The organism is Variovorax sp. Varisp41, from assembly GCF_047325085.1.
Taxonomy (GTDB): domain Bacteria; phylum Pseudomonadota; class Gammaproteobacteria; order Burkholderiales; family Burkholderiaceae_C; genus Variovorax.
In genome coordinates, this window is the sequence record NZ_CP168540.1 from 5,020,767 (window position 1) to 5,039,769 (window position 19,003).

18 protein-coding genes are annotated in these 19,003 nt (G+C 70.3%); 8 read left to right on the forward strand and 10 right to left on the reverse strand.

Annotated features, from left to right (window positions below; all coding sequences use genetic code 11):
- Nucleotides 1-61: 61 nt before the first annotated feature.
- Nucleotides 62-2,278 (forward strand): PQQ-binding-like beta-propeller repeat protein, encoded by a 2,217-nt coding sequence (locus ACEN9J_RS23220; protein ID WP_413762173.1) that lies wholly within the window; start codon nt 62-64, stop codon nt 2,276-2,278.
- Nucleotides 2,279-2,370: 92 nt separating this feature from the next.
- Here ACEN9J_RS23220 and ACEN9J_RS23225 read toward each other — a convergent pair whose 3' ends face one another.
- The 6 genes from ACEN9J_RS23225 to ACEN9J_RS23250 all read right to left on the reverse strand — a co-directional run bounded on the left by ACEN9J_RS23225 (nt 2,371) and on the right by ACEN9J_RS23250 (nt 8,779).
- Complete coding sequence (locus ACEN9J_RS23225; RefSeq protein ID WP_413761731.1) at nt 2,371-3,840, reverse strand: IS1182 family transposase; 1,470 nt, start codon at nt 3,838-3,840, stop codon at nt 2,371-2,373.
- 130 nt (nt 3,841-3,970) lie between these two features.
- Nucleotides 3,971-5,413, reverse strand: a complete 1,443-nt coding sequence (locus tag ACEN9J_RS23230) for an ELWxxDGT repeat protein (protein ID WP_413762174.1) — start codon at nt 5,411-5,413, stop codon at nt 3,971-3,973.
- Nucleotides 5,413-6,693: a TRAP transporter large permease gene (locus ACEN9J_RS23235; protein WP_413762175.1), complete on the reverse strand. Its 1,281-nt coding sequence runs from the start codon at nt 6,691-6,693 to the stop codon at nt 5,413-5,415. Before ACEN9J_RS23235 ends, ACEN9J_RS23230 begins: the two co-directional genes overlap by 1 nt.
- A complete protein-coding gene (locus ACEN9J_RS23240; protein ID WP_261212404.1) occupies nt 6,690-7,244 on the reverse strand; it encodes a TRAP transporter small permease in 555 nt (184 codons plus the stop codon). The genes ACEN9J_RS23235 and ACEN9J_RS23240 overlap by 4 nt, the downstream gene beginning before the upstream one ends.
- A 57-nt stretch (nt 7,245-7,301) precedes the next feature.
- A complete protein-coding gene (locus tag ACEN9J_RS23245) occupies nt 7,302-7,745 on the reverse strand; it encodes a type II 3-dehydroquinate dehydratase (protein WP_413762176.1) in 444 nt (147 codons plus the stop codon).
- Nucleotides 7,746-7,771: 26 nt separating this feature from the next.
- Nucleotides 7,772-8,779 carry a TRAP transporter substrate-binding protein gene (locus ACEN9J_RS23250; RefSeq protein ID WP_413762177.1) on the reverse strand — a complete coding sequence of 336 codons (1,008 nt, stop codon included), beginning with the start codon at nt 8,777-8,779 and terminating at the stop codon, nt 7,772-7,774.
- A 157-nt stretch (nt 8,780-8,936) separates the two neighbouring features.
- On the opposite strand from ACEN9J_RS23250, the gene ACEN9J_RS23255 reads away from it, so the two are divergent.
- Complete coding sequence (locus tag ACEN9J_RS23255) at nt 8,937-9,719, forward strand: IclR family transcriptional regulator (RefSeq protein ID WP_261212407.1); 783 nt, start codon at nt 8,937-8,939, stop codon at nt 9,717-9,719.
- On the opposite strand, the gene rsmI is transcribed toward ACEN9J_RS23255, so the two are convergent.
- Nucleotides 9,716-10,669, reverse strand: coding sequence for a 16S rRNA (cytidine(1402)-2'-O)-methyltransferase (rsmI, locus tag ACEN9J_RS23260; RefSeq protein ID WP_413762178.1), 954 nt, complete (start codon nt 10,667-10,669; stop codon nt 9,716-9,718). The two genes, ACEN9J_RS23255 and rsmI, sit on opposite strands and share 4 nt — an antisense overlap.
- Before the next feature lie 54 nt (nt 10,670-10,723).
- Between rsmI and ACEN9J_RS23265 the strand changes: the two genes are divergently transcribed.
- The 3 genes from ACEN9J_RS23265 to ACEN9J_RS23275 all read left to right on the forward strand — a co-directional run bounded on the left by ACEN9J_RS23265 (nt 10,724) and on the right by ACEN9J_RS23275 (nt 12,779).
- Nucleotides 10,724-11,107, forward strand: coding sequence for a YraN family protein (locus ACEN9J_RS23265; RefSeq protein WP_057594005.1), 384 nt, complete (start codon nt 10,724-10,726; stop codon nt 11,105-11,107).
- Between the two features lie 44 nt (nt 11,108-11,151).
- Nucleotides 11,152-11,796 (forward strand): SIS domain-containing protein, encoded by a 645-nt coding sequence (locus ACEN9J_RS23270; protein ID WP_057594006.1) that lies wholly within the window; start codon nt 11,152-11,154, stop codon nt 11,794-11,796.
- A 227-nt stretch (nt 11,797-12,023) separates the two neighbouring features.
- Nucleotides 12,024-12,779, forward strand: a complete 756-nt coding sequence (locus ACEN9J_RS23275; RefSeq protein ID WP_057594035.1) for a BON domain-containing protein — start codon at nt 12,024-12,026, stop codon at nt 12,777-12,779.
- Between the two features lie 72 nt (nt 12,780-12,851).
- On the opposite strand, the gene ACEN9J_RS23280 is transcribed toward ACEN9J_RS23275, so the two are convergent.
- A complete protein-coding gene (locus ACEN9J_RS23280) occupies nt 12,852-13,760 on the reverse strand; it encodes an NAD(P)-dependent oxidoreductase (protein ID WP_413762179.1) in 909 nt (302 codons plus the stop codon).
- A gap of 73 nt (nt 13,761-13,833) precedes the next feature.
- Between ACEN9J_RS23280 and ACEN9J_RS23285 the strand changes: the two genes are divergently transcribed.
- Nucleotides 13,834-14,349 carry a MerR family transcriptional regulator gene (locus ACEN9J_RS23285; protein ID WP_413762180.1) on the forward strand — a complete coding sequence of 172 codons (516 nt, stop codon included), beginning with the start codon at nt 13,834-13,836 and terminating at the stop codon, nt 14,347-14,349.
- Nucleotides 14,346-15,896 (forward strand): MFS transporter, encoded by a 1,551-nt coding sequence (locus ACEN9J_RS23290; protein ID WP_413762181.1) that lies wholly within the window; start codon nt 14,346-14,348, stop codon nt 15,894-15,896. The genes ACEN9J_RS23285 and ACEN9J_RS23290 overlap by 4 nt, the downstream gene beginning before the upstream one ends.
- A 144-nt stretch (nt 15,897-16,040) precedes the next feature.
- Here the strand turns inward: ACEN9J_RS23290 and ACEN9J_RS23295 are convergent, their stop codons facing one another.
- On the reverse strand, nt 16,041-17,177 hold the full coding sequence (locus ACEN9J_RS23295) for a PilT/PilU family type 4a pilus ATPase (protein WP_057594011.1): 1,137 nt from the start codon (nt 17,175-17,177) through the stop codon (nt 16,041-16,043).
- A gap of 26 nt (nt 17,178-17,203) precedes the next feature.
- Nucleotides 17,204-18,247, reverse strand: coding sequence for a type IV pilus twitching motility protein PilT (locus ACEN9J_RS23300; protein WP_057594012.1), 1,044 nt, complete (start codon nt 18,245-18,247; stop codon nt 17,204-17,206).
- A 51-nt stretch (nt 18,248-18,298) separates the two neighbouring features.
- Between ACEN9J_RS23300 and ACEN9J_RS23305 the strand changes: the two genes are divergently transcribed.
- Nucleotides 18,299-19,000: a YggS family pyridoxal phosphate-dependent enzyme gene (locus ACEN9J_RS23305; protein WP_057594013.1), complete on the forward strand. Its 702-nt coding sequence runs from the start codon at nt 18,299-18,301 to the stop codon at nt 18,998-19,000.
- The last annotated feature ends 3 nt before the right edge of the window (nt 19,001-19,003 follow it).

A 19,003-nucleotide genomic window follows, 5' to 3' on the forward strand; every position in this document is an offset into this window, starting at 1 on the left:
GCGCGCCGCGTTCCTCCTTCCCATCGCGGACAACCTTTTCTTCGGAGCGGAGATCTTCACCATGCGACTCACATCACTGGCAGCGACGCTGCTCGCCTGCGGCGCCATCGGCGCACCCCTGCTGCTGGCCGGCTGCGGCGGCGGCGACTCGGGCGGCGGCGCCTTCCCCTGGTTCTCGGCGCCCCCGCCGGCACCCAACCCGCCGGCCCCGCCGCCGGCACCGCCCGCGGCCGGTCCCTCGGCCGCCGCGCTCGCCGACTGCTGCACCGCGGGCGACCGCGACTTCCCCAAGGTGGGCGGCAACCTCGGCAACCAGAACTACTCGAGCCTCGCGAAGATCGACAAGGCGCGCGTCGGCCAGCTCGGCGGCGCCTGGCTCAACCGCATCGAGGGCGGCACCAACACCGGCAACAGCCAGAGCACCACGGTGGTGGTCGACGGCGTGATCTACATCGAGTCGGCGCTCGGCAACCTGATCGCGGTCGACGGCAAGACCGGCGTCACCAAGTGGAAATGGACCACGCCCTACGGCGCGATCACGCGCCGCGGCGCGGCGGTCGCGAAGGACCTGGGCCTGGTCTACACCGTGGCCACGGGCAACCGGCTGGTGGCGCTCGACACGAACACCGGCAAGCCGGTCTGGATCAAGCAGTACCCGAGCAGCGCCACCGACGCCGACTACCAGGGCGCGGTGCAGAAGGTGGCGCTGGTTTATCACGACAAGCGCCTGTACGTGGGCACCAACGACGGCAACCGCGGCGCCGCCTTCTCGGCCGACGCGGCCACCGGCAAGGTGCTCTCCACCTTCTGGGGCGTGCCGCGCGTGGGCGAGCGCGGCTACGACACCTGGGGCGGCGCGCCCGAGTCGGACCGCACCGGCGCCACGCCGTGGATCCACCCGGCGGTCGATCCCGAGCTGGGGCTGGTGTACTGGACCTTCGGCAACGTGCGCGGTGGTTCGTCGCAGAACGGCTCCACGCGGCCGGGCCTGAACCTGTTCGCCAACTCGATCGTCGCGCTCGACCTCAAGACCGGCGAGTACAAGTGGCACTTCCAGTCGGTGCACCACGACATCTGGGACATGGACAACGTGATGTCGCCCGTGCTGGCCAACGTGAGGATCGCGGGCCAGGAGCGCAAGGTCGTGATCTACGGCAGCAAGACCGGCATGTACTACATCCTCGATCGCAAGGACGGCAGCGCGCCGCTGGGCATCGACGAGATGCCGGTCAAGCAGGACGCCCGCCAGGCGAGCTGGCCGACCCAGCCCTTCCCGCGCCAGGGCGCCTGGACCGAGACCTGCATCGTCGACCAGCCGCTGGGCACCGCGATCCCCGGCGACCCGAACCGCGCCGTGCCCAACTACCTCAAGGGCTGCCTCTACGACGCGCACTGGGACGTGCCGCTGCTGTCGATCCCGGGCCACGGCGGCGGTGCCAACTGGAACCACCAGTCCTTCAGCCCGCGCACCGGCCTGGTCTACACCGGCATGGGCTACGTCTCGGCCGCGCACTCGCTGACCGAGTCGAGCAACGGCCTGCGCCCGCCGGGCACCTACATGACGGGCGCGGTGGTGGCGGTCGACCCGAGCACCAACCTGGTCAGGTGGAAGAAGCCCATGCCCTATTCGCTGGCGCACGGCAACGGCATCCTGAGCACGGCCGCCGACCTGCTGTTCATCGGCCAGCCCGACGGCAACCTGCTCGCGCTCGACGCGGGCGACGGCAGCGAGCTGTGGCGCTTCCAGACCGGCGCGGCCATCGCCGCGAGCCCGGTGGCCTACGAGGTCGACGGCGAACAGTACATCGCGGTGTATGCGGGCGGCACCAGCATCCCCTACGGCGACTCGGCGCCGCGCGGCGACTACCTCTGGGCCTTCAAGGTCGGCGGCACGGTGGCGCCGGCGGCCACGCCGAAGCCGCCCGAGGTGCGCCGGCCGGTGTCGGGCCAGGCGGTGGAAGGCGCGGCGCTGCCCACGCCCAACACCGTGTTCCTCGCGCGCGTGCAGACCGCGGCCAACGCGCCCGGCACCAGCGAGAGCACCGCGGTCAACGCGATGACGCCGACCTGGATGCGCGTGCCCGCGAACACCACCGTGACCTTCACCAACCCCGCCGGCAATGCCAACCAGCACTGCGCCACGCAGTTCTTCGAGGGCCGCTTCGACTTCAAGCTCGCACCGGGCCAGTCGGCGCAGCACCGCTTCGACACGCCCGGCGAGTACTTCTACAACGACTGCCACAGCGCGCGACCGACCGGCAAGATCGTCGTGTACTGAGCCCGCGCGCGATGCAAGAAGGCCCCGGTGCGAACCGGGGCCTTCAGGCTGCTGACGAACCCCATGTTTTCCGGAACATGGGGTTTTGTCTTTCAAGCGAAGCCGATTTCTGCGCGGCGCTCGCCCCATCGAGCTGCAACGAGGTCCGAGCAGGCCTGGATGCGCTGTTGCGCAGTCAGAACGCGCCTGCGATGACGTAAAAGCGCCCTCAGACGCGCCAGCAGCAGCGCGATCTTCTTGATGTTCTGCGCAGCCGCCGCCAGCAAGCACTGCTCGGCCACCTTGCGCAGCCCTCGCATGCGTGCGTAGCGATGCCCGTGCAGCTGCTTGGCATCGGCGAAGCTGCGCTCCACCGTCTCCTTGCGCCGCGCATACAGGCGCTTGCCCTCTTCGGTCAGACGCCTGGTGTCCACCCGCTCCTTGGCCCACTCCCAGACGTGGCGCACCACCACCTTCACCGCATTGGCGCTGCTCGTGCACTGCCCGCGCAGCTCGCAGCGTCGGCAGATTGCCGGATCGGACTTGTACTCGCGATAGCCCACCCGGCTGGTCGTGCTGTACGCCAGCGCCTGCCCCGCCGGGCAGACATACTCGTCGCGGTAGCGGTCGTATTCGTACTGGCGCTTGTAGAAGGTGCCCGGCTTGTGGGTCGGCGTGCGGTAGCCCATTACCCCGGCGATGCCACGCGTCTCCAGTCCCTGGCAGATCGCCGGTGTGAAGTAGCCCGCATCCAGGCCCACGGCCTGCACCTGCAGGCCGAAGCGCTCTCGCTGATGGTCCAGCCGCCCCAGGTACGGCTGGCTGTCGTGCACCGAGGCCGGCGTGACGTGGGTGTCGGTGATGATGGCGTGCTTGGCGTCGACCGTGCGGTGGTCCAGGTAGAAGAAGCCTCGAGGCTTGTCGTCGCGCACCATGAAGCCGCTGTCGGGATCGGTGCGGCTGCGCTTGACTTCCTTGCTCGGCGGCGGGGTATCGTCGTCATCACGCTTCAAGGGCTTCTTGCCCTGCGCGGCGCGATCCGCATCGACCGCCGCGTCCAGCGCTCCCAGGTAGGCCGAGGGTGTCTGCTGGACCTGCACGAGGTCGAACTTGTTCTTGTTGGCGTTGGCCTTCAGGTGGGTGCTGTCGGTGTACAGCACCCGGCCATCGACCATGCCGTGGCCGATGGCCTGGCGCACGATCTCGTCGAAGATCTCCTGGTACACGGTGGTGTCGCTGTAGCGGCGGCGCCGGTTCTGCGAGAAGGTGGAAGCGTCGGGGACCTTGTCGGTCAGGCGAAAGCCGGCAAACCAGCGGTAGGCCACGTTGACCTGCACTTCGCGCATCAGCTGCCGCTCGCTGCGTACGCCGAACAAGTAGCCCACCAGCAGCAGCTTGAACATCACGACCGGATCGAGCGCCGGGCGGCCGTTGTCGGCGCAGTACAGGTGAGCGACCTTGGCCCGGATGAACTCGAAATCGATCGCCGCTTCGATCTTGCGCAGCAAGTGGTCCTGCGGCACCAGCATCTCCAGCGTCACCATCTCGAGTTCTTGCTGCGCGGGGGTGGGGCTCTTGAGCATCCCGCCATTTAAAAGCACAAAGCCCTCGCCGGGGGCGAGGGCTTGGGGTTTGTCAGCAATCTGAAGGCCCCGGTGCGAACCGGGGCCTTTTTTCGTTGGCGCGGGAAAGGAGCCGGCGAGCCGGCGCGGCTCAGCGCAGCCGCTCGCGCAGCGGATCGCCGATCAATGTGGCGCGGCGCGCGCCGCCCTTCGTGCTGCGCGACCACAGGCGCTCGTTGCCGAGGCCGTCGTCGGCCACGAACAGCACCGCGCCGCCGAGCGCGACGAAGCCCAGCGGCATCGCATGGCGCGGTCCGGGCGCGACATCGGCCGCGAGGCGCGTGCCGGCCGCGCTGCCGTCGGTGGACCAGGGCTCCACGCCATGCACGCCGTCGTTCGCCGAGAACCACAGCCGGCCGCCGGCCTGCGCGAAGCGCGCGGGCGAGCCGCTGCCGGCTCCCGGCCCCAGGTCCTTCACGAGCCGGGTGCCGGCCGCGCTGCCGTCGCTGGTCCAGAGCTCGGCGCCCGTCGCGCCGTCGGTGGCGGCGAAGTAGAGCCGGCCGCCGAAGGCCGCGAGCGGGCCGGGCACCGAACTCGCGGCGCCGGGGCGGATGTCCTTCACCAGTTGCGTGCCGGCCTCGGTGCCGTCGCTGCGCCAGAGCTCGATGCCGTGCGTGCCGTCCTCGGCCGCGAAGTAGAGCGTGGCGCCCACGGCCGTGAGATGCGCGGGCCGCGACGCGGCCTCGCCGGGGCGGATGTCCTTGACCATGCGCGTGCCGGCTTCGCTGCCGTCGCTGGTCCAGAGCTCGATGCCATGCCGGCCGTCGCTCGCGGTGAACCAGAGCCGCTCGCCGGTCGCCACCAGGTTCTCGAGGTTGCCGTCCTCCGCGCCGGGCCGGATGTCCTTCACCAGCCGCGTGGTCTCGGGCGCGCCCTCGCTGACCCACAGCTCGTGCCCATGGGCGTGGCTGGTGGCGGTGAAGAACAGCCGTCGGCCGGCCGGGGTGAGCTGGCGCACCACCGCGCCCGGCCCCGCGTCGACCGAGGACACGCGCCGCGTGCTGCGCGCATCGCCGCCGGTCTTCCAGAGCTGGAAGCCGTGGCGGCCGTCGTTGGCGACGAAGTACAGCGCGTCGCGCCAGGCCGTCAGCTCGGCCGGCATGGCGTCGGCCTCGCCGGGGTTGAGGTCGGTCACGCGCTGCGTGCCGCGCGCGGTGCCGTCGCTGCGCCACAGCTCGAGGCCGTGCTCGCCGTCGGTGGCGGTGAAGTAGACGTGCGCGCCGAAGCGCGTCTGCCAGCTCGGGAAGGCGCCGCGAAAGCCGGGGCGGATGTCCTTCAGCAGCACGGTGCCGGCGGTGGTGCCGTCGCTGCTCCAGAGCTCCTGCCCGGTGGTCACGTGGAAGGCCGAGAACAGCACGCGCGGGCCCAGCCGCACCAGGCCGGTCGGCCCGACGAAGGCGCGCGGCTGCAGCTGCTCGGGCAGCACGTCGCGCGCCGGGTCCTGCGCCGATGCCGCCAGCGGAACGAAGAGCGCGAGCGCCGCGCACAGCGCGCGCAGCCGGCAGCGCGCGGGCCGAAGGGCGGGCGCGCGCATCAGCCGCCGAACCATCTGGCGGGCACCGTCACCAGCTGCGGGAACAGCACCATGAGGAACATGATCGCGAACTCCGCCGCCATGAAGGGCAGCACGCCGCGCGTGACCTCGTCCATGCGCATGCGGCCCACGCCCGCCACCACGTTGAGCACCACGCCCACCGGCGGCGTGATCAGCCCGATCGAGTTGTTGATGATGAACATCACGCCGAAGTAGACCGGGTCGATGCCGGCTGCCACCACCACCGGCATCAGCACCGGCGTGAGGATCAGGATGGTTGGCGTCATGTCCATCGCCGTGCCTACCGCCATCACCAGCAGCATGATCGCGATCATCAGCACGATCTTGTTGCCCATGAAGGGCTCGAGCAGCGCGACCACCTTGGCGGGCAGGTCGGCCACCGTGATCAGCCAGGCGCTGACCATCGCCGCGGCGATCAGGAACATCACGACCGCGCTGGTCTTGGCGGCGCTCACGAAGATCTTGTAGAGATCGGGAAAGCGCAGCTCGCGGTAGATGACCGTGGCCACGAAGAGCGCGTAGACGGCGGCCACCACGGCCGCCTCGGTGGGCGTGAACACGCCCATGCGCAGGCCCACCAGGATGATCACCGGCAGCATCAGCGCCCAGCCGGCCTCGCGCGCGGCGCTGGCGATCTGGCGGCCGGACTGGCGCGGCGGCGGCTCGATCTTCTCGTGCCGCACCAGCCAGGCCCAGGTGATCCACAGCGCGCCGCCGATCAGCAGGCCGGGCACGATGGCCGCGAGGAAGAGCTTGGAGATCGAGACATTGGCCGCCACGCCGAAGATCACGAGCCCGATGCTCGGCGGGATCACCGGGCCGATGATGCCGGTGGCCGCGATCAGGCCGCCCGCGCGGGCGCGGTCGTGGCCGGCCGAGACCATCATCGGCAGCAGCAGCGCGGTCAGCGCCGCGGCGTCGGCCACGGCCGAGCCCGACAGCGCCGACAGCAGGCAGCCCGCCATGATCGTCACGTAGCCCAGGCCGCCGCGCACGTGGCCCACCAGCGCGAGCGCCAGCGCGACGATGCGGCGCGACAGGCCGCCCGCGTTCATGATCTCGCCCGCGAGCATGAAGAAGGGCACGGCCAGCAGCGGGAAGCTGTCGGCGCCGCCGATCAGGTTCTGCGCCAGGATCTGGGCATCGAACAGGTCGAGCTGCCACATCAGCGCCACGCCGCTGGCCAGCAGCGCGAAGGCGATCGGCATGCCCAGCGCCATGGCCAGCAGCAGCGATCCGAGGAAGACGGCGATCGTCATGCGCGGCGCTCCCGTTCGTGGTCGAGCACCTGCGCGAGCGCGGCGGCTTCTTCCGATTCCTGGATCGCCACCAGCTGGTCGTCGGCGAGCCGGCCCGTGACCAGGCGCAGCAGCTCGATCAGCAGCAGCGCCGCGGCCAGCACCGAGAACACCAGGCCCGAGGCGTAGACCACGGCCATCGAGGCGCCGGTGACCGGCGCCTCCACGTCCCAGTTGATCCGCGTCTGCGCCAGGCTGCCCTGGAACAGCAGCCACAGGATGTAGAGCATCAGCAGGTGGCTGGCGCCCAGGCACAGCTTGCGGCCCAGCGGCGGCAGCTTGCCGACCACCATGTCCACGCCGAGGTGGGCATGCTCGCGCAGCGCCACCAGCGCACCCAGGAAGGTGATCCAGATGAACAGCCAGCGCGAGACCTCCTCGGACACGGTGATGCCCGAGTTGAGGCCGTAGCGCAGCACCACGTTGCCGAACACCAGCACCACCATCGCGGCCAGGAAGGTCGCGATCAGCGCCTCCACCACGCGGCAGGCGCGATCGATCCATCGATTCATGTCGTCCTCTTCAATCCGGTCGGGGGGCGTGCGCCGTGCACGGGCGCACGCGCGGGCTCACTGCCTGGCGTCGCGCACGATCTCGACCAGCGCGCGCAGCGCCGCGAGATAGGACTGCGGACCGAGCCCCTGCACCGTGCCGCGCACGGCCGGCGAGATGATCGAGTGCGCGCGCCAGGCCTCGCGCGCCGCGATGTTCGACATGTGGACCTCGATGGTCGGGAACGGCATGGCCTTGATCGCGTCGTGCAGCGGCACGCCGTGCTGCGTGAGGCCCGCGGGATTGACCAGCGCGCCTTGCGCCTCGTCGATGTGCTGGTGCAGGAAGTCGACCAGCGCGCCTTCGTGGTTGGACTGGATCGTCGCCACCGTGATGTCGAGCTCGTGCGCGAGCTTGTCGATGCGCGCGTCGATCTCCGCCAGGGTGGTGCGGCCGTAGATGTGCGGCTCGCGGCGGCCGAAGAGATTGAGGTTGGGGCCGTGCAGGACGAGGAACTTCATGATGGATGCTCGCGGTTCCCTTGCACTCACTGCTTGCCGCCGCGGATGCGCGCGAGCTCGTCGTTGTAGAGCTTGACGATGGAGGGGTCGTACTGGGCCGCGAACTTGTCGATCACCGGCTGCGCGATCTCGCGCATGCGCACCTGCTCCTTCGGCGCCACCTCGTTGAACTGCGCGCCCTTGGCCTGCAGCTCGCCCACGGCCTTCTGCGCCGCGGCGCGGCTGGCCTGGCGCTGGTAGCCGCGCGCCTCGTCGGCGGCCTCGCGCATCCACTTCTGCTCGGTGGGCGAGAGCTGGTCCCAGAACTTCCTGCTCACGAGCACGATGTTGGCCGCGTACACGTGGTTGGTCGCGCTCACAAACTTCTGCACCTCGTAGAACTTGTTCGACAGGATCACGGCGAACGGGTTCTCCTGGCCGTCGACCGCCTTCGACTCGAGCGCGCCGTAGAGCTCGGCGAAGGGCATCGGCACCGGGTTGGCCTTGAAGGCCTTGAAGGTGTCGAGGAACACCGGGTTCGGGATCACGCGGATCTTCAGGCCCTGCAGGTCCTCGGCCCTGGCGATCGGGTGCTTGCTGTTGGTCACGTTGCGAAAGCCCAGGTCCCAGTAGCCGAGCGCCACCAGGCCCTTCTCGGGCAGCTTGGCGATCAGCGCCTGGCCCAGCGGCCCGTCGAGCAGCTGGTCGGCCTGCTCGAAGCTGGCGACCGCGAACGGGAAGTCGACCAGGCCGAACTCCTTGACGATGCCCGCGAGCGAGGTGGTCGCGGGCGCCGACATCTGCTGCACGCCGCCCTGCAGCGCCGACTGCTGCTGCATCTCGTTGCCGAGCTGGTTGGCCGGGTACTCCTGCACCTTCATCTTGCCGCCGCTCTTGGCCGCGAGCAGCTCGGCGAAGCGCTTCACGCCCAGGCTCACCGGATGGTCGGTGTTGTTGAGGTGGCCGAAGCGGATGGTGCGTTCCTGCTGCGCCAGGGCGGGCGCGGCGAGGCCGATGCAGAGGCTGGCGAGGGCGAAGGTGCGGAGAAGTTTCACGGAAGGGCTCCAGGGAGGGACGGAAGTCGGCAGGGCCGAAGCGATGGAGCGGATTCTGTGTTGAATCGGAAAATCTTTCCACTATGGAAATCCCTTCCCTTGTTCTGCTAGAGTTCGGCTGTCGCATCGGTCCGCGACATGAACCGGGAGTACTGACATGAGCGAAATGCTGGGACGCAGCTTCAGGGTGCTGGAATATCTGGCGTCCCATCCCGAGGGCGTGCCCCTGTCCCTGCTGGCGGGCGATCTGCAGATCCCGCTGAGCGCCTCGCACCGCCTGCTGACGGAACTGATCCGCTACGGCTACGTGCGACAGGAGCAGCGCGACGGCCACTACGTGCTGACCATCAAGCTGGTGTCGATCGGCCTCTCGTTCCTCAGCAACTCGGGCGTGGTCGACGTCGCGCAGCCGCTGCTCGACCAGCTCGCCAAGGCCACCGGCGAGCTGGTGCGCCTCGCGGTGGTCGACGGCGACGAACTCACCTTCGTGGCCAAGGCCCAGGGCGCGACCCACGGCCTGCGCTACGACCCGGACATGGGCCTGTCGGTGGCGCTGTCGTGCAGCGCGGCCGGCCATGCCTGGCTCTCGACCCTGCCCGAGGACGACGCGATGGCGCTGGTCGCGAAGAAGGGCCTGGGCAAGCCCGAGGACTTCGGTCCCAAGGCGCCGACCACGCTCAAGGCCGTGATGGTCTACGTGAAGGCGGCGCGCCAGCGCGGCTTCAGCCTGATCAACGAGGTGTTCGCACCGGGCATGACCGCGATGGCGGCGCCGGTCTTCGGCCCCACCGGCCCGGCGATCGGCGTCATCACCATCGCCGGCCCCGCGGTGCGGCTGACGGCGCAGCGCATGGAGACGCTCGGGCCCACGCTGATGCAGGCGGCGGCCGAGGTGGCCACGGCGAGCGGGGCCTCGGCGCTGTTCAAGAAGCGCGCTTAGTCGGCGTCTTCGTCCGATGCGTTGCGGATCCGCAGCGCCGCGTCGTAGAGCGTGTTGCGCGGCGCGCCCGTGATCTCGGCCGCGAGCTTCACGGCGCTCTTCACCGGCAGCTCGGCCAGCAGCAGGCGCAGCACGCGCTCGCCCTCGGCGCCGTCGTCGGCCGCCACCGCCACCGGATGCAGCACCAGCGCGAACTCGCCGCGCGTGCGGTCGCGCTCGGCCGCGAACCAGCCGGGCAGGGCGCTGGCCGCCAGCGTCGCGATCTCCTCGAACTGCTTGGTGAGCTCGCGGCCCACGGTGACGCGGCGCTCGCCGAGCACGGCCAGCGCGCGCGCCAGCGGCTCGATGCGGTGCGGGGCCTCGAGCAGCACCACGGCGCGCGGCTCGCGCGCGAGCGCCTGCACGGCGCTGTCGCGCTCGCCGGCCTTGCTAGGCAGGAAGCCCGCGAACACGAAGGCGCTGCTCGCGCTGTCGCCACTGCCATCGGAGACCAGCCCGGCCGCGCCCACCAGCGTGGTGACGCTGCTCGCGCCCGGCAGCGGCAGCGCGCGCAGGCCGGCGGCATGCACCGCGGCCACCAGCCGCGCGCCGGGGTCGCTCACGCCCGGCGTGCCGGCGTCGCTGACGTAGGCGATGCGCTCGCCCTGCGCGAGCCGCGCGACCACGGCCTGCGCGGCCTCGGCCTCGTTGTGCTGGTGCAGCGCGAGCAATTGCGCGCCGGGGCGGTCGATGCCGTAGGCACGCAGCAGGCTCTGCGTGTGGCGCGTGTCCTCGCAGGCGATGGCGTCGACCAGTTGCAGCACGTGCAGCGCGCGCAGCGTGATGTCGGCCAGGTTGCCGATCGGCGTGGCGACCACGTAGAGGGTGCCCTGCGGATAATGCTGCGCACCGGCGGCGTCGCGCGCGGCCCCGAGGGCGGCACCGAAAGAGGCGGGTGCGAGTGAGGCCAAGCGCTTTTCTCCGAGGGACGTCGACACAAGAACAAACGGGAACAGGGAGCGGTCATGAAGACCACGACGACGGCATCGGCCGTCACGACCAAGGGCCGCGGCGACGCGGCCGAGGACGCCGCATTGGCGCACCTGGAACGCGCGGGGCTGCGGCTGGTCGCGCGCAATTATCGGACGCCGGGCCGCGGCGGCGGCGAGATCGACCTGATCATGCGCGATCCGCGCGACCGCACGCTGGTGTTCGTCGAGGTGCGCCAGCGCAGCTCGGGCGGCCATGGCGGCGCGGCCGGCAGCATCACCGCGGCCAAGCAGCGGCGCATCGTGTTCGCGGCACGCCACTATCTCGCGCGTCTGCGCGAGCCGCCGCCGTGCCGTTTCGACGTGGTGCTGGTCGAGGAACGCATCACCTGGCTGCGCGCGGCCTTCGACGCGGACTGAGCGGCGCGGCTCGGCCGCGATGCCCGCAGTTATCATCCCGCCCCATGCTCGAGCAACGGATTCAGCAGCACTTCATCGACAGCGCCGACCTCAAGTACCAGGCCGGCCCGATTCTGAGCAAACCCATTTCGCAGGCGATGCAGGCGATCCTGGCGTGCGTGACCAGCGGCGGCAAGGTGCTGGCCTGCGGGTCGGGCGTGTCGGGCCTGCTGGCCACGCAGTTCGCGTCGCAGTTCGTCGGCCGCTTCGAGCGCGAGCGGCCCGAGCTCGCGGCCATCGCGCTGCCCGGCGACAGCACCGATCCCGCGGCCGACGGCGCGAATGCCGTCGACGGCGACCGCTTCGCGCGCCAGGTGCGCGCGCTCGGCCAGGCCGGCGACGTGCTGCTCGCGCTCAGCGTCAGCGGCCAGTCGGCCCCGGTGCTCGCGGCGGTGCACGCGGCGCACGAGCGCGACATGACCGTGGTGGCGCTGCTCGGCAATGCCAACGCGGGCGCCTCGGCCGCGCCGGGCACGGGCGGCGTGATCGGCCGCGCGCTGCGCGAGACCGACGTGCAGATCAGCGTGCCGCACGAGCGCGGCGCGCGCATCCACGAGATCCACCTGCTCGCGCTGCATTGCCTGTGCGACGGCGTGGACGCGCAACTGCTCGGCGATCCGGACAGCGACGTGCTGTCGCCGTCGAGCTGAGGAATCGAGCGCGGCAAGGCGGCGTAGGCCGCATCCCACAGGCGTGGGCGATCCCTTCCGGGAACTCCGCGGCCGTCTTCATTTCTACCAACAAGCCGTAACGGAGCGGCAAATCCGCTGGGCTAAACTCGCCGCGAACCCGGGCCAGGGCCTCGCGGCAGCGCCCGTCTCGCACCTCCATTCCAGGGAAATCACACATGCAGAAGACCGCCTCGACGCCTCGCGCCATGCACCGCCTCGTATTCGCACTCGCCTCGGGTGCGGCATTGGTCGCGGGCCTCTCGGCCTGCGTGCCGCTGGTGGTCGGCGGCGCGGCGGCGGTGGGCGTGGGCATGGTGGCGACCGACCGCCGCAGCTCGGGCGCGCAGCTCGACGATCAGGGCATCGAACTGCGCGCCGCGGCCCGCGTGCGCGACATCGCCAACGACCAGATGTACGTCAGCGTGACCAGCTACAACCGCCAGGTGCTGCTGACCGGCGCGGTGGGCAACGAGGCCGACCGCCGCCGCGTCGAGGAGGTGGTGCGCGGCGCCGACAACGTGCGCTCGGTGGTCAACGAAATCACGCTGGGCGCGCCCAGCACCTTCCAGGACCGCTCCAACGACCTCTACATCACCGGCAAGGTCAAGGCCTCGCTGCTCGATGCCAAGGACATCTTCGCCAACTCCTTCAAGGTCGTGACCGAGCGCGGCACGGTCTACCTGATGGGCATCGCCACGCGCCGCGAGACCGACCGCGCGACCGAGGTGGTGCGCAGCGTGACCGGCGTGCAGAAGGTGGTGCGCGTGGTCGAGGTGGTGAGCGAGGCCGACCTGAGCGGCGCGCAGCGCGGCGGCACCGGCGTGTCCGCGCCCGCGCCCGTGGCGCCGGCTTCGCAGCCGCAGCCCGGCACCTCGTCGCGCGTGCCGCTGCCGCCGATGGAGCCGCTGCCGGCACCGGCGCCCGCGCCGGCCGGTGGCGTGACGACCAGCCCGATCCGCTGAAGTCTTTCCGCCCGCCAACGAACAAGGCCCCTCGACGGGGCCTTGTTCGTTTCCGGATGAGCCAGGGGCTTGCTACTTCAGCCGCGTGATCAGGCTCGAGGTGTCCCAGCGCTGGCCGCCCGACTGCTGCACGTCGGCATAGAACTGGTCGACCAGCGCGGTCACGGGCACGCGCGCGCCATTGCGCTTGGCCTCGTCGAGCACCAGGCCGAGGTCCTTGCGCATCCAGTCGACCGCGAAGCCGAAGTCGAACTTGCCCTCGATCATGGTCTTGCCGCGGTTGTCCATCTGCCAGCTCTGGGCGGCACCCTTGCCGATGACCTCGAGCACCGCCCGCATGTCGAGCCCCGCGCGCTGGCCGAAGGCAATGGCCTCCGACAGGCCCTGCACCAGGCCCGCGATCGCGATCTGGTTGACCATCTTCGCGAGCTGGCCCGCGCCGCTCTCGCCGAGCAGCGTGACCGCGCGCGCGAAGGCCGCGGCCACCGGCTTGATGCGGTCGAAGGCGGCCGCGTCGCCGCCGCACATCACGGTGAGCGCGCCGTTCTGGGCGCCGGCCTGGCCACCGGACACCGGCGCGTCGATGAACTGCAGGCCGCGTTCGAGCGCGGCCTTGGAGAGCTCGCGCGCCACGTCGGCCGAGGCGGTCGTGTGGTCGACGAAGACCGCGCCCTTGGCCATGCCGGCGAAGGCGCCGTCGTCGCCGAGCACCACCGAGCGCAGGTCGTCGTCGTTGCCGACGCAGCAGAACACGATGCTGGCGCCGGCCACCGCTTCGCGCGGCGTGGCGGCGTGGCGGCCGGGGGCGCCGAATTCGTCGACCCAGGCCCGGGCCTTGGCCTCGGTGCGGTTGTAGACCGTGACGCCGTGGCCGGCCTTGGCCAGGTGGCCGGCCATCGGCCCGCCCATGACGCCGAGGCCCAGGAAGGCCACCGTCTGCGCGGGAACGGATTCGTAGGTGCGGGTGTTGATGCTGCTCATGGGCCCGAGCTTAAAGCCATTCGGCGACAGCCTGCACCCCGGGGGACATGGCCGTGCCGGCCCAAACCTGTACGTGAACGTACACGTTGGAGTAGAATCGCCCCATGAGCTCCCCGGCCCCCCGCCCAAGTCCCTCACCGTTCGCGATGCCGCGGCGCAGCTCGGCGTGACGCCGCGCACGCTCAAGTACTACGAGGAACTGGGCATCGTGGTGCCGGTGCGCAGCGAGGGCCGCTACCGGCTCTACGAACCGGCCGACCTCGAGCGGCTCGCGCGCGTGCTGCGCATGCGCTCGCTGGGCTTCTCGCTCACCACCATCACCGAGATGCTGCGCCAGCCGATGGAGGCGCCGGCCGAGGGCGGCCGGCCGCGGCTGTCGAATGCCTCGCTCAAGTCGCTGCGCGAGACGCTGGGCGCGCAGCTCGCCACGCTCGACACGCGCGTGGCCCAGGTGCGCCGCGAGCTCAAGGAAGCCGCGGCCCTGCAGGCCCAGCTGCGCCGCGACCTCGACTACGTCGAGCGCCGGCTGGCCGGCGAACCGGTGGAGGAGGCTCTCGCGCAGCGGCGCGCGGAGCGTCCGGCGTCATGAACGCACCGGCCCTCGCCCGGCAACCGCACGGCCTCTCGGCCATGGCGTGGATGCCCTGGGCGATCGGGCTGGTCACGGCGGTCGACTACTTCGACAACGCGCTGTTCGCGTTCTTCGCGAGCTACATCGCGGGCGGCGTCAACGCCTCGCCCGACGAACTGGTGTGGGCCTCGAGCGCCTACGCGCTGGGCGCGGTGCTCGGCATCCTGCAGCAGCATGCATGGATCGAGCGGCTCGGCTACCGCCGCTACCTCGCGCTGTGCATGTTCGCCTTCGCCGCGGGCGGCCTCGGCGCCGCCTGGTCCGACAGTTCCACCCAGCTCGCGCTGGCGCGCGGCGTGCAGGGCTACTTCGTGGGGCCGATGCTCGGCGCCTGCCGCATCCTGATCCAGATCGGCATGCCGGCCGAGCGCCGCGCCAGGGCGCTCAAGGCTTTCATGGTGCTGATCGTCTTCGGCGGCGCGCTGGCGCCGGTGGCGGGAGCCTTCCTGGTCTCGAACTTCGACTGGCGCTGGCTGTTCGGCTGCACCGTGCCGGTGGCGGTGCTGATCGGCCTGCTGGTGCTGTGGGCGCTGCCCGATCTCGGCGACGTGGAGCCGCACGAGCGCACCGCGCCGCACCATGCGCCCTACCTGGTGTTCGCGCTGGCGCAGGCGGCGCTGCAGGTGGTGCTCACGCGCACCCACTTCGAGCTGTTCACCGGTTCGCCCGCGCTCGTGGGGCTGGCGCTGGCCGGCCTCGCGGGGCTCGCCTGGTTCGGCTGGCACCAGTGGCACCATCCCACGCCGCTGGTGCGGCTGCATGCGCTGCGGCAGCCGGGCTTTCGCGTCGGGCTGGCGCTCTACGTCGTCTATTACTACCTGTCGACCGGCTTCAGCTACCTGCTGCCGCGGCTGATGGAGGGCGGGCTCGGCTTCAGCGTGGGCAACACCGGTTACTTCACGGGCGCGATGTCGCTCGCCACCGGGCTGCTGGTGTTCGTCTATCTGCGCTACTCGGCGCGCCTCGCGCGCAAGAAGTGGCTGATCGTCGCGGGCTTCGCGATCGCCGCGCTGGCGTCCGCCTGGCTCGCGCGCGTCACGCCGCAGTCGGGGCGCGAGGCACTGGTCGGCCCGCTGCTGCTGCGCGGCCTGCTGATGCTGTTCGTGGTGCTGCCGGTCGCGAACCTCACCTTCCGGCCCTTCGCGGCCGAGGACTTCGCGCACGGCTACCGGCTCAAGAACCTGGTGCGGCAGCTCGCGATCTCCTTCGCCACCTCGAGCGTGATCGCGCTGCAGCAGCACCGGCTCGCGCTGCACGAAACCCGGCTCGCCGAATCAGCCAACGCCGGCAACGCGGGCTTCATGCAGGCGCTCGAGGGGCTGACGCGGAATTTCGCGGCGCTCGGCCATGCGGCCGGCGAGGCGCATGCGATGGCGCTCGGCACCCTGTGGCGCACGCTCGAGCAGCAGGCCACCTTCATGGCCTCGCTCGACGGCTTCACGGCGATCGCGGTGGTCGCGCTCGCGGCGGGCGTGTTCGCCGCCTGGCAGCGGCAGATCGACTGACCGAAGCGGAAGCGGACAGCCGAACGCAGAGGGCGCGAAGGTTACGCAGAAGTCGCAGAAGGAACAGCCAGAATTCTTGGTTCTCCTTCTGCGACTTCTGCGCGCTTTTGTCCTTCTCCTGCGTTCGGCTGTCCGATCCCGAATTCAGACGATCGCGAAGTGCTCCGTGCCCGCGGCCAGGTCGGTGCTGCGCGCGCGCTGGCTGTTGAGCTTGATCTGCAGCCGCAGGTCGTTGGCCGAGTCGGCGTTGCGCAGCGCATCCTCGAAGCTGATCGCGTGGCCCTCGAACAGGTCGAACAGCGCCTGGTCGAAGGTCTGCATGCCGAGGTTGCGGCTCTTCTTCATGATCTCCTTGATCTCGCCGACCTCGCCCTTGAAGATCAGGTCGGAGATCAGCGGCGTGTTCAGCAGGATCTCGACCGCCGCCACGCGGCCCAGGCCGTCCTCGGTCGGCACCAGGCGTTGCGAGACCAGCGAGCGCAGGTTCAGCGACAGGTCCATCAGGAGCTGGGCGCGGCGCTCCTCGGGGAAGAAGTTGATGATCCGGTCGAGTGCCTGGTTGGCGCTGTTGGCGTGCAGCGTGGCCATGCAGAGGTGGCCGGTCTCGGCGAAGGCCACCGCGTGCTCCATGGTCTCGCGGTCGCGGATCTCGCCCATCAGGATGACGTCGGGCGCCTGGCGCAGCGTGTTCTTGAGCGCCGCCTCCCAGCTGTCGGTGTCGATGCCCACCTCGCGCTGCGTCACCACGCAGTTCTTGTGCGGGTGCACGAACTCCACCGGGTCCTCCACCGTGACGATGTGGCCGAAGGAGTTCTCGTTGCGCCAGTCGATCATCGCGGCCAGCGTGGTCGACTTGCCCGAGCCGGTGGCGCCCACCAGGATGCACAGGCCGCGCTTGGTCATCGACACGTCCTTGAGCACCTGCGGCATACCCAGGTCGTCGATGGTCGGCAGCTTGGCCGGGATGGTCCGCAGCACCATGCCGACCTTGCCCTGCTGCACGAAGGCGTTGACGCGGAAGCGGCCGATGCCGGTCGGCGAGATCGCGAAGTTGCACTCCTTGGTGCGCTCGAACTCGGCCGTCTGGCGGTCGTTCATCACCGAGCGCGTGAGCGCCAGCGTGTGCTGCGCGCCCAGCGCCTGCTGCGAGACCTTGGTGACCTTGCCGTCGACCTTGATCGCGGGCGGGAAGTCGGCCGTGATGAACAGGTCGCTGCCGTTGCGGCTCACCATGAGCTTGAGCAGGTCGTTGATGAACTGGCTGGCTTGATCGCGTTCCATGATGGGGGCTCCGGAGGGCTGGGGGTTCAGCCGGGGAAGTTTTCGGGGATCTTCGCTTTGCTGCGGGCTTCCGCGGCGGAGATCGTATTGCGCCGCACCAGGTCCGTGAGGTTCTGGTCCAGCGTCTGCATGCCCTGGCCCTGGCCGGTCTGGATGGTGGAGTACATCTGCGCCACCTTGGCCTCGCGGATCAGGTTGCGGATGGCCGGCGTGCCCAGCATGATCTCGTGCGCCGCCACGCGGCCCATCCCGTCCTTGGTCTTGCACAGGGTCTGCGAGATCACCGCCTGCAGCGACTCCGACAGCATCGCGCGGACCATCTCCTTCTCCTCGCCCGGGAACACGTCGATGATCCGGTCGATGGTCTTGGCGGCCGACGAGGTGTGCAGCGTGCCGAACACCAGGTGGCCGGTCTCGGCCGCGGTCATCGCGAGGCGGATGGTCTCGAGGTCGCGCATTTCGCCGACCAGGATGGCGTCGGGGTCCTCGCGCAGCGCCGAGCGCAGCGCGTTCGAGAACGACAGCGTCATCGGCCCGACCTCGCGCTGGTTGATCAGGCACTTCTTCGACTCGTGCACGAACTCGATCGGGTCTTCCACCGTGAGGATGTGGCCGTACTCGTTCTCGTTGAGGTAGTTGATCATCGCGGCCAGCGTGGTCGACTTGCCCGAGCCCGTGGGGCCGGTCACCAGCACCAGGCCGCGCGGCTTGAGCGCGAGTTCGCCGAAAATCTTCGGCGCATTCAGCTGCTCGAGCGTGAGGATCTTCGAGGGGATGGTCCGGAACACCGCGGCCGCCCCGCGCGCCTGGTTGAAGGCGTTGACGCGGAAGCGCGCCAGGCCGTCGATCTCGAACGAGAAGTCGACTTCCAGGAACTCCTCGTAGTGCTTGCGGTGGGTGTCGCTCATGATGTCGTAGACCATGGCGTGCACCGCCTTGTGGTCCAGCGCATCGACATTGATGCGGCGCACATCGCCGTGAACGCGGATCATCGGCGGCAGGCCGGCCGACAGGTGCAGGTCGGAGGCCTTGTTCTTGACGCTGAACGCGAGCAGTTGGGTGATGTCCACGGGGCTCCTCGAACGGGTTTCGGTGACGTTTTGATACGAATTTGGACGATTATGACGATGATTGGCGACGACCTCCAGCATGTGCGGCAGCGGATCGCGACGGCCTGCGCCGACGCCGGCCGCGCGCCCGGCGCGGTGCGGCTGCTGGCGGTATCGAAGACCTTCGGGCCCGAGGCGGTGCGCGAGGCGCATGCCGCCGGCCAGGCGGCCTTCGGCGAGAACTACGTGCAGGAAGGCCTGGACAAGATCGCCGCGCTGGCCGACCTGCGCGCGGACCTCGAGTGGCACTGCATCGGCCCCCTGCAGAGCAACAAGACGCGGCCCGTGGCCGAGCAGTTCGACTGGGTGCACAGCGTCGACCGGCTCAAGATCGCCGAGCGTCTCTCGGCCCAGCGCCCGGCCCACCTGCCGCCGCTGCAGGTCTGCCTGCAGGTCAACGTGGACGGCGGCGCCAACAAGTCCGGCGTGACGCCCGAGGAGGCGCTGCCGCTGGCGCGCGCTGTGGCGGCGTTGCCACAGCTGGTGCTGCGCGGGCTCATGGCGATCCCCGAGCCGGCGCCCGATTTCGAGGCCCAGCGCGCGCTGTTCCTGCGCGCGACGGCGCTGTTCGACCAGATCCGCGACGCGGGCATCGCGCTCGACACCCTGTCGCTGGGCATGAGCGCCGACCTCGAGGCGGCGGTCAGCGCGGGCAGCACGATGGTGCGCATCGGCACGGCGATCTTCGGCGGCCGGCCGAAGAAGGCGGCCTGAGCG